Genomic DNA, 10,061 nt, shown 5'->3' on the forward strand with positions numbered 1-10,061 from the left:
TATACGGCTGCTGCAGCAGCCTAAAGGGTGATGCACTTCAGAGTTGAATGCAGGGTAGTAACAACACGCTTTTCCTATCAAGTATATCGGGCAATGCGGGTTCAGGGATTCTTATGGTGGGCAGTAATAATAGCCAGTTTCTTAATGCAACACTTCGGACAGTTTCATAAAGCTATAGCCCGTAGCCACTGTGCCGCTCGTAAATGCGGGCAACTTTCCCGCAACTCTGATCAAGATCTAACTCGTCAAAAAGTCTATCCATAAGGTGCTGATTGTACTTTCGATATTTCCAGCTAGCAATTGAAATGACGGTAGTCTCATCCGTTTATTTTGCGTTTCTATCTTTGATTTTTAGTAGATTCAGAGCCGTCAATGATGCATCGACATGCAGATTGATTGCTTCTTTTCGAGTCGACCGATAATGAGTCAGGCCTGAGTGCTGTTTTGCGTCTCTGAATAGAAATTCTATTTGGAATCTAAATTTGTAAGACTTGACCAATGTCATTGCCTCCAGCTCTGTGTCTGTGGAATACAACAATGGGTAACCCTCTTTGCCATCCTTTATTGATTTAAACATCAAAACGACAAATTTCCATATCAAAATCAACCTTACCATCATGTTTTTTGGGGCGACCTGAGCTTTAGCACGTTCTTTCAGGTAACCAGTGTAAATCTGAATCTATTCGTAACATTCCAACAATGTGCAGCCCCGTTGGAATGATGGCTGAAACAAAATACACCTTGCTATAATAGGCGTCCGCAGCAAGATATTTAATTTCAAGTGCAAGAACTGCTGCCGTAACTTTGATGGCATGATCGGTGTAGAGCTCAACTCGTAATCGGCCGTCTTCGTCTGTTGTCTGCTGAGCATCCAGGGCATAGGCGGTATTCGATTTTAGATCAGTGATACTGATCATGGTAATTTCGAGACCACGCTGTGGTTCTCCGGTACTTTCGTTGTAATACCATCCCATCCCCTCTGTTTTACAGCCTGACTTGCTGACAAAGCTTGCATCTATGGCAGCTATGGGCTCCTGGTTATTGTAGATAACTGCGTTATCCTACAAAATACCATTGAAAATAATGGTGCGCCAGGATCAAATACGGTGGATATCCTTATGGAATTGTTTGGCCAGTCCGGAAATTTTGTATTGATTAATATAGTGTCAGGCAATATTGATTTTGATTTACGGGACGATAATCCCGCACCTTGTGAAAATATCTGGGTAGGAAATTCTTCAACAGCTCCAACTGATGGAGAATGTATTTAAGTAGTGTAGAGTTAAAAGGGGCTATTCCATTCAGTATGGAAGGTTTAAGTTTGAATTCACTTTGGAAGACTCCCTCTATTGCTGGGACTGGTGGTGATAACAGTCGGGACCTATAAAATGGGATTACAGGTGCTTACAGGTCCCCAATGAAGGAGTATTCTATTCTATGCAAGCGTCATTGGCAGTGTTGAAGGTGTTGCCCTGCCAAGTTGTGCCTGTGCATGGAAAGAGGTTTGTGTCGATAAAATCATCCGTGCCATTGCCTAGTGCAGTATTCCCTATGACTTGGTTGCCAGTCTGCGCCAGGGGGCCACTCATATAGATCCCGGCTAAGGAGTTATCATTAGTTGTATTTTGACTGAAGGTGCAATTGTCGGGGCCTTCAATGAGAATCCCGATTGCTGTATTGGAGTTTGCCTGACTTTGGGATATGAATGTGCCATCTCCATAGACAATTATTCCTTGTTGTACATTGTTGTCGGTGGTTGTTGATACCAGGGAGTTATTTTCTCCAAAAATTCTGATACCACTGCCTGAGGTATTGCTGGAATTAACCTGTAGCAGAAAATTGTGATCGCTTTGAATTGCTATTCCGGTAACGAAGGTGCCCGTGACGTTGACACCCTGCATAGTATGGAACCCATCACCCTCAATTCTAATCGGTACCCCACAGTTACTGACTGTGCTGGTTAAATTTGATCCGCCAATGATACTGGCTGAGATTCCGTTGATAAATATACCGGTTCCTGCTCCGTTGCAGCTTATATCGAAGTTATTTAAATTGAGGCTGCCAGTGGGGCCCGTCACGGTTACTGCTGGATCGATGGCGCAATTTGTGATGTCAGTATCCAGCACCTCTGCCGTTGTGATGACATCACCACAGCTGACGCCAAAAGTAATACTGGATAGCGATAAACTGAATGTAGCCGCAATCACAAGTACTGATTTTTTTAAATTGCTGGCATTTTCGTTGTTCATTTTGGTCCCTGAAATCTTCAGTGTGTATCGGTTTGATTGCTCAAAGGCAATGAGAGTTTGGTTTATAGGATGGTTGTCACCATGGGAATATATTCTTAATGTTATCGAAAACGGGGCAGGTTTGTTTTTGGGTTAAAGCAAAGGGGGACACTGTGACGGCTAGAGGTTGGTTGGGCGTGTTTGAGGTGAATGGTGCTTTTTGATTGAGGGTCTTTAATATTTTAGCATTTCTGGCCAGGAGCTGGCTGTGCAGAGCGATTTAATATCATCAAATCGGCAGCAGGATTATTTCAGTGTGTTGGGGAGGGGGTGGAATGGCCTCCATCGACGGCGGCGTAGATTTTTTGTTGCCCGCTGTACTAACTAAGGCCAAAGTGTTTTAGCTTTCAGCGATCTTGGCACCGCTCTCACTGTTCAATTTGCAGCCGGCACGGTTGCAGAACTATCGCCGCTGACTGTGGGGGCTATCTACTCACTTGGCTGCAGAGCTATTTAACAGGATTCGAATGCCTGCTAAGCAACAATAGTGAGTCCACCGGGATTGAGAATGACATGAACACCGGCGTAATTACCGCGACAGCGCGATCCGTTGTGCCTTTAAAGCTTCTGATAGTCAGTGTCTCAGCGGTAGTAATAATATTACCAAAATCTATGGTTGTGGCAGACGCTGTAATAGTAAGTCCTCTAATGACTAGAAAACCAATAATAGTATTTGAGACTTTTTGGGGTGGCCAGGTCTAACTTTTGTCGGCACATGTTGTTTCCCTAAAAGGGGTATTTGTAACCAAGAATAGCGTATTGAAAATATCCATGTGTATGTGTTTTTGCTGGTGGATTAAGAAAGAATTCTCAATATGATGAGAATATATTCTCATGAGGTAAGTGGTACGCCATACTGGTGCTTTGAAGGGGGGAACTTTCTTCCTATATTTTCCCCACTATTCTCCTATTGTCGAAAGTGCCTACGAAGATAAGACTCAACACAGCATCAAGCATGAGTTCCTGTAGGAAGCTGGGGATTTGGGTTCTTGAATGGCAAGAGTTTATAAGCATAGATGCCGTAGTTCTGGTGTTTACTCTGGCAAAATTAAGTGCAGTCTAATCATATATTGCTTTCTTTTTGTTTGGTTGCATGTGGTGCTGGATGAGTTCGTATTTTTGTGCAGTCGAAAAAGTCTAATTTAGTGATATTTCATATTCTAAGGAGATAAATATGAAAAGGTGTGCCCCGTTGGCAGCTGCGGTCCTGCTTGTTATTGCAAGTCAGGGTGTTTTTGCTTCCAACAACGTCGCAACTCAAAATCAAAGTGGTATGAGTAATAATGCGACAGCTGATCAAAGTGACCCAACTGTCACTTTTAACGTTATTAATCAAACACAGACTGGCAACAATAACACCTCGAATGCGAGTCAGGTGAACAGTAATACCTCGAGTACTATTAATCAGGTACAAATGGGTAGCTTTAATAACTCAACGGTGACCCAGAACGGGTCTGATACGGTGACTGCAGTGGTCACCCAAGATGGATTGACGAATACGGGGGTGATTAATCAAGTTTTATCAACGGGTAGTACAGCGACAATAAATCAGTTTAATTTAACCAATTTTGGTGTGATAACACAGTCCAATAGTACTACGGATACTGCGGTTCTTAATCAGGTTGGTACGTCAAACACAGGAACGGTTACCCAGACCAACAGTACCTTTAGTAGTGCAGTTACCGCTCAGCAGGGCGATACAAACGTGGCCACGGTGAATCAGTTTGTGTCAACGTCCAACAATTCCACACTCAGTCAGTTGGGTAATAATAACCAGGCGAATGTGTCTCAGACAAGTAGCAACAACATCAGTACTATTAGCCAGCAGAATGAATTTAACAATTTGACACATGTTCAGTCGGGAAGCTCGAATTTTGCGAGTACTACTCAGATTGGTTTGACTAATGTAGGTGCAACCATTCAAAGTGGCATTTCAGGTATCGCAACTGCCCTTCAGCAAGGAAATTTAAACCAGTTTACGATTAGCCAAGTAAATAATAGTCAAAATGCCAATGTGTCCCAGATTGGCAATAGCAATATGGTAATTATTGTGCAGTAGGAGAGCGATTAGGCTCCGGCCGTTGAGCAAATACTCTAACTGTACAACGGCCGGATTTTATTTGGGGGAACTAAAACAGTTATCTAAAACCGGTACGTGGCAGAAATACCAATATTTCTCGGATCAGTGATCGCGACGTATCCTTCCGGGATGGGACCGCTTACCGGTTCAACGGTCAAGTACTCTTCCTTATTCAGAGCATTATTAACAAAAGTTGCAATGCTCCAGTTTTCCATATCGTAATTGAGGTTTACACGGGCCAGTGAGTAGCCACCGGCAACTCTCTCTTCGGTATTGGTAAAGTCTCCATAATACTCACCCACATAGTTCGCTGAAAGGCCAACACTCAAAGCCTCGCTGAACCAGTATTTTGTACCCAAACTTGCAGTAACATTGGGTGCGGAATTCAATTCATTGTCATTGGCATCTTCGTAGTCAGCGCCGGCATTTTTGATTTCTGTTTCCAGTAGTCCCAATCCGGCACGCAGTTCGAGTTGCGGGGTCAACATGGCAACGGCTTCAACTTCTACCCCATAGCTCTCGACGTCGTCCATATTGACGATAGCGCGAGAGGAGCTGAGAGCTTGGTAGCCGGAGTAATCATTGAAGAATAGGTTTCCACTGAGGCTGACGGTTCCGTTTGCCAGGGAGCTACGAACGGCGAGCTCGTAAGTGTTTACGGTTTCTTCGTCGTAATAGTAGTAATCACTGGCACTGAAGTTCAACGCGCCACCGGCAGCATTGTAACCCTTGCGAACACTGGCAGACATTACAGTGTCTTCAGTCAGGTCATACTGCAGGGCAATTTTTGGGAGGGTAATAGTTTCGTCGGTATCCAAACCTGCGACAATCCTGCCATTGAAGAAATCGAAGTCACGGTTCTGTTCTTCATTTTCAACACGCAAACCACTGATCAAATTGAGTCTGTCACTCAGTGCATAGGTGATTTCACCGTAAACAGCGGTAGAAGTGCTTTCGTCATCACCGTTATAGATGGTGCTGCCAGTACTGTAGAAATCCTGTTCTCTTTCGAAGTGAGCGAAGCCAATAAAGCCGTGAAGGGTTTCACTGGTTAGACCAAAATTCAGTTTTGCGTCGATGGTGGTATTTTGTTCGTCCATTCGAACATGTTGCTCACCGGTGGCGGTTTCCTCATAGGTGTCAAAGCCCCACTGGTAATCCATGTAGGCAGCCAGGACCTCTATAGAAATGTCGTCGCTGATCTGGTAATCCACTTTTAGACTAGTGGTTGTGGACTCGGTATCCATATCGCGATAGAAGTACGGCTCGTAATCGTCTGCACCGCTCAGGGTGTAATAGATACGCCCGGTATTTCCTTCTTCGCTGTTAGTGGAAACAGTGAGCAGTGTTTTGAGCTTTTCAGTAGGGGTCCACAGTAGTTTGCCTTTCAGGCGCTGGGTTTCCAGTTCGTTCAGGTCGAAATCTGCCGGGTTGTCCTCGTACTCTTTCGCATTGCTAATAGTGTCGCCGGTGAGCTGTTGGGCTGTAATACGGAAAGCGAGAGTATCTTCTACAATCGGACCGGATATCATACCGGCGGTATCCACATAGCCGTCCTGATTGCGGAAGCCAACACGGGCGGCACCTTGCCAATCGAAGCTGGGATCTTTGGTTTTGATATAAACGGAGCCGGCAATACTATTACGGCCGTTGCTGGTGGACTGGGGGCCGCGGAATACTTCGATCTGTTCCAGGTCCCAAAGGCCGGTATCGCCGGTCAAGTCTGCGACAAACGGTTCGGTCACGCCGTCAATAAGGGTGGACACGCGGGTCTTAGCGCCACCGGAGAAAGAGTTAAATCCAGTGGCTGAGCCGTTACCGGAGACACCGCGAATATCCGGTGTAGCGCCAGACAGTACTACTACGTTCGAGATATTGGACACCGCATCGGTGATGCTCAGGTGCTGCATGTTATTCAAATTTTCTTCGGTAATAACCGATACAGAAGAAGTGGTTTCCTTAAGCGATCGTTCTGTCTTCTCACCGATAACTATGACGTTTTCCATTGCCTGCGGTGCATACTTATCCTTTTTCTCTTCTGCTGAGAACGCTGTAGCGCTGATAGAGGCAAGAATGGAAAGTGACACGGCTTTGCTGAGCAGGTGGCGTTTATACATGACGTAATCCCTAGCGGTGTAAAGAAGTCAGGACGACAAGGAAGATCGGCAAGGAATATAATGCTAATCATTCCTATTTGCAAATAGTGGGTTATCGCAATAAACTTCTACTATTATTTCGTCGGGCAGCGACGCAGGTCTGGCGTCTGGCCAGCAATTGGTAATCGGGTTGTCAGCGGTTTGTTGGCAGCGCTTCTTATTCTTAAGTGAAACACTTGAAATGTATTCCTCAGTATTAACCGGGCTCGGACTCCTCAGCTGTATTCTTGCGTCGTCCGTCTTCTATTTGGGCTGCCCCAACCAGCAGTGGCGTGAACAGAGGCCACTGCAGTTCTACCCCGCTCTGATCGCAGCTCTAGTACTGCTTGTCGTTTCCTGGGCTCTGTTTCGCCAAAGTTTTTCGATAATGTCCACTTCCTTTACGCTGCTCTGCCTCCTGATGCTGGCGCTGGGCTTGTTGCCTTTTAGTGGTGTGCTGGATAAGCCGGGGAAAGTACTGGGAAAGAAAAAGAAGAGGATCCAAAAAGGGCTGGAAGGCTACAAGCCCCAATGGTGGTTAAAGGGGCTTTGCGCAGTGTTCTTGGGGCTTCCTATTGCTGTTGCTAGTGCTGGGTTGGTGGCCTGGTGGGGACCAGGCGGTGTGGTGGTTGATGATAGGACCCAGTTTGTTATGTGGGTGATCACCCCGATTTGGCTCACCTTTGTGAGTCTGATTTATCTATTTACCAGTGTTAGGCGCATGTTGTCTTTCTATGTAGGGCTGAATTTACTGCTGTTTACCCTGTTGTGGACCGCGAGATTCGGAGGCTGAAAATATGCGCATAGAATTGATTAAAACTTATAAGAGCGTGCATACCTGGACTGGTATTATTGCGGGCTTGTTTCTTTATATCGCTTTTGTCGCAGGTGCTCTGACCATGTTTAAGGGGCCCCTGAACCAATGGGCCCTACAAGCGGAAACGAGCCTTCCCAATATTCATGTAGAGGAGTATGACCAACTTATTCACGAGGTGTTGCGCTTACATCCCGAGGCTGCAAAGCGGATGACAGTACAGCTGCCCCCCGCAGGTCTGCAAGCGGCGCCAGTGAGTTGGGAAGTGGAAGACCATGAGACGCACCGCTCTACTTTTTGGTATGCAAGCTTCGATGAAAAGGGGGTGCTGATTACGCAGAGCTTTACGGTTTCTGCCATTGGTGAGTTTGTTGATGATTTACACCGTACTGCGGGTATTCCCGGCGGTGATGACCACGATGCTTTTGGTACTTATGTGCTTGGGGTAGTGGCCGCATTATACTTTGTCGCCTTGATTTCTGGCTTGATTGTTTTCCTGCCCACGTGGTTTAAAGACCTACTGGTAGTGAGGAAAGGAAAGAATCGCAAGCGTTACTGGCTGGATTTTCATAATGTCTTAGGAGTCTCCTCGCTGCCCTTTCATTTGATTATTGCATTTACGGCATTTGTTTTTGCTTTCCATGATCCGCTTTATGATGTTTTGCGCACCGTGGTTTACGGTGATTTACCTATGTTCACTCGGCCTGCGCCGCAAGAGGTTAAAAATTTCTCTGACTTGGTCGCTGTTGCCGATTTGGAAAAGGCAATCAAGCAGAGTGAACCTGAGTTCCAGATGGCAGAAGTCCTCTATATGAATTTGGATACGACCTCACCGCGTATGCGGGTTGGGGGCTTTATGCTGGGGCATGTGGTGCGGGGTGCAGAATATGCCTATGTGCTGGGAAATCCTTATCTTAGGGAAATCCCTTACAGCAGTATCCTGCCTAACTACTTCAACGGGTATAGTGGCATGGTAATGAGCCTCTTTTCTCTTCATTTTGGTAGCTTTGGAGGTAATGCGGTACGCTGGATATATTTTGCGCTTGGAATCATGGGGGCGTTGATATTTTTTACCGGTAACCTTCTGTGGATTGAAAGCCGGCGCAAGAAACGCAGAGCGCAGGGTGCTTTGCCAGAGCAAACCATCTCTTCGATGATTATGGCCAAGTTGACCATTGGTGTGGGGCTCGGCACAGTTCTAGGTATTGCAGCCAGTATGCTGGCGGTTAAGTGGTTGTCCCATTCACAAGTGGATATTACCCTTTGGCAGGAAGGTGCCTATTACGTGGGGTTCCTGACCTCAGTCGTTTGGGCATTTATATGCCGCCCGATGACCACTGCTAGACAATTACTTATGCTTTGCAGCGCCGCGGTATTTCTGATACCAGCCAGTTCATTGTTCAAAGGGGATTTGTCAGACGCCACTGTTGCCGTATGGGCAGTAGACCTTTGCGCTCTTTTGCTCAGCTTAGTCTTTATTTTTATTCTGTTTCGTTTGCGCAAGCGACAGGTACATATTGAGCCTGATAGTGTTTGGGCTGAAGCGCTGGTGAAATCGGCTATGGATGCTAAACATCCCAATACCATATCCTCTAGGCATCCGCAGGTGTCAGGATAAATCAAAATAAATTTACTGGTTTGGCAGTTTGTTGAGAAGGTATTGGGGTTTTATTTTCAACAAACTGTAAACCGCTATAAGAACAGCGGTTCCACAAAAAAACGCCAGCTAGCTAATTGAAATTTATAATCTGAGTATTGGGTATTCGAATTGATGGATAGCACAGCCAATTTGTTGTAAAAACTTGAATGGTTATAAATCCTCTAAATGGACTTTGATGATGAAGGACCAAAATACATATTTGAGAGCTTTAGCGCTTCAGTAAAATCGCTGTCCGTGTAAATCTCAATATCATTGATGTTGCTGTCATCTCTGAAAGCCTCGAGTCATAGATGATGCTGTCAAGCTTAAATGCCACCATGTTGGTTGTGTGCTGGAATTTAAGTGGCCAAGGGTGGTCATAATTGACGTAATTTAAAATGAGAAAAGTCAATCTGATTTTACTGTATTGCATCATTGATGATTCGTAGCAGGTGATCTGAAATAATCCCTTCTCACAAAGATAGTAACTCTGCGATCAGGGGTAGCTAAGGCCGTTTCTGCAGTGATGGTAAAACCCGATTCTAATGAGGCCCGGTTGCCCAGGCCCGTAGTGATATTCCCTTTGCGTAAGCGTACTCTGGTCAAGTTGACATATTCTTTTACATTCCCAGCAATAAAGTCATTATCTTGGGTGAAATGTATAAATTGATGGTATGGACAACAAATGGTAGGCAATTGAATTTTCTAGATCAAATAGCCTTGGTGTCAGTGATAGCGAATATACCGGGGGGGGTATTTGCGCGCTCTATATGGTTTCTATGAGGTTTGCATGAGAATACTGGCAGTACACATTTAAAGTAAGTTTATTTTTTTCGTTGGGTTAATGCTGGTGAAGACGATACTATAATCAAGTTTTGTTAGTGGTATGCCGATATTGAGCCGTAATTCGGGATATTGAATAATGTATCTAGCGCACTTTTCTGGCAATTCCTCATGATAGAATCCAGATAAATGTGGTAAATATTCTAAATGTCTTCGATGGTTTATAGGTAAGTGTGAGGTGGGCTGAGATTTTGAATTATATGCTTTCACAACACTTCGGACAGTTTCATGCAGCTATAGCCCCGTAGTCACTGTACCGTTC

General features: G+C 45.2%; 7 protein-coding genes. 4 read left to right on the forward strand and 3 right to left on the reverse strand.

What is annotated here, in order from left to right; all coding sequences use genetic code 11:
- Positions 1-641 precede the first annotated feature (641 nt).
- Entirely contained in the window at positions 642-917 is a 276-nt protein-coding gene (locus MO867_RS18685; RefSeq protein WP_252471969.1) for a hypothetical protein, read from the reverse strand.
- 201 nt (positions 918-1,118) lie between these two features.
- Here MO867_RS18685 and MO867_RS18690 point away from each other — a divergent pair, with 201 nt between their 5' ends.
- Positions 1,119-1,271 (forward strand): hypothetical protein, encoded by a 153-nt coding sequence (locus tag MO867_RS18690; protein WP_252471970.1) that lies wholly within the window; start codon positions 1,119-1,121, stop codon positions 1,269-1,271.
- A 159-nt stretch (positions 1,272-1,430) separates the two neighbouring features.
- Here MO867_RS18690 and MO867_RS18695 read toward each other — a convergent pair whose 3' ends face one another.
- A complete protein-coding gene (locus MO867_RS18695; protein ID WP_252471971.1) occupies positions 1,431-2,249 on the reverse strand; it encodes a right-handed parallel beta-helix repeat-containing protein in 819 nt (272 codons plus the stop codon).
- A gap of 1,213 nt (positions 2,250-3,462) precedes the next feature.
- Between MO867_RS18695 and MO867_RS18700 the strand changes: the two genes are divergently transcribed.
- Positions 3,463-4,347 (forward strand): hypothetical protein, encoded by an 885-nt coding sequence (locus tag MO867_RS18700; protein WP_252471972.1) that lies wholly within the window; start codon positions 3,463-3,465, stop codon positions 4,345-4,347.
- A gap of 83 nt (positions 4,348-4,430) precedes the next feature.
- Here the strand turns inward: MO867_RS18700 and MO867_RS18705 are convergent, their stop codons facing one another.
- Complete coding sequence (locus MO867_RS18705) at positions 4,431-6,485, reverse strand: TonB-dependent receptor (protein ID WP_252471973.1); 2,055 nt, start codon at positions 6,483-6,485, stop codon at positions 4,431-4,433.
- 220 nt (positions 6,486-6,705) lie between these two features.
- On the opposite strand from MO867_RS18705, the gene MO867_RS18710 reads away from it, so the two are divergent.
- Entirely contained in the window at positions 6,706-7,296 is a 591-nt protein-coding gene (locus MO867_RS18710) for a hypothetical protein (RefSeq protein ID WP_252471974.1), read from the forward strand.
- Between the two features lie 4 nt (positions 7,297-7,300).
- Entirely contained in the window at positions 7,301-8,935 is a 1,635-nt protein-coding gene (locus tag MO867_RS18715) for a PepSY-associated TM helix domain-containing protein (RefSeq protein WP_252471975.1), read from the forward strand.
- The last annotated feature ends 1,126 nt before the right edge of the window (positions 8,936-10,061 follow it).

This window comes from Microbulbifer okhotskensis, assembly GCF_023895975.1.
Classification (GTDB): domain Bacteria; phylum Pseudomonadota; class Gammaproteobacteria; order Pseudomonadales; family Cellvibrionaceae; genus Microbulbifer; species Microbulbifer okhotskensis.

Coding starts and splice junctions, on each gene's coding strand:
- MO867_RS18685 (WP_252471969.1), bottom strand. CDS start 917: ATGATCAGTATCACTGATCTAAAATCGAATACCGCCTATGCCCTGGAT.
- MO867_RS18690 (WP_252471970.1), top strand. CDS start 1,119: ATGGAATTGTTTGGCCAGTCCGGAAATTTTGTATTGATTAATATAGTG.
- MO867_RS18695 (WP_252471971.1), bottom strand. CDS start 2,249: ATGAACAACGAAAATGCCAGCAATTTAAAAAAATCAGTACTTGTGATT.
- MO867_RS18700 (WP_252471972.1), top strand. CDS start 3,463: ATGAAAAGGTGTGCCCCGTTGGCAGCTGCGGTCCTGCTTGTTATTGCA.
- MO867_RS18705 (WP_252471973.1), bottom strand. CDS start 6,485: ATGTATAAACGCCACCTGCTCAGCAAAGCCGTGTCACTTTCCATTCTT.
- MO867_RS18710 (WP_252471974.1), top strand. CDS start 6,706: ATGTATTCCTCAGTATTAACCGGGCTCGGACTCCTCAGCTGTATTCTT.
- MO867_RS18715 (WP_252471975.1), top strand. CDS start 7,301: ATGCGCATAGAATTGATTAAAACTTATAAGAGCGTGCATACCTGGACT.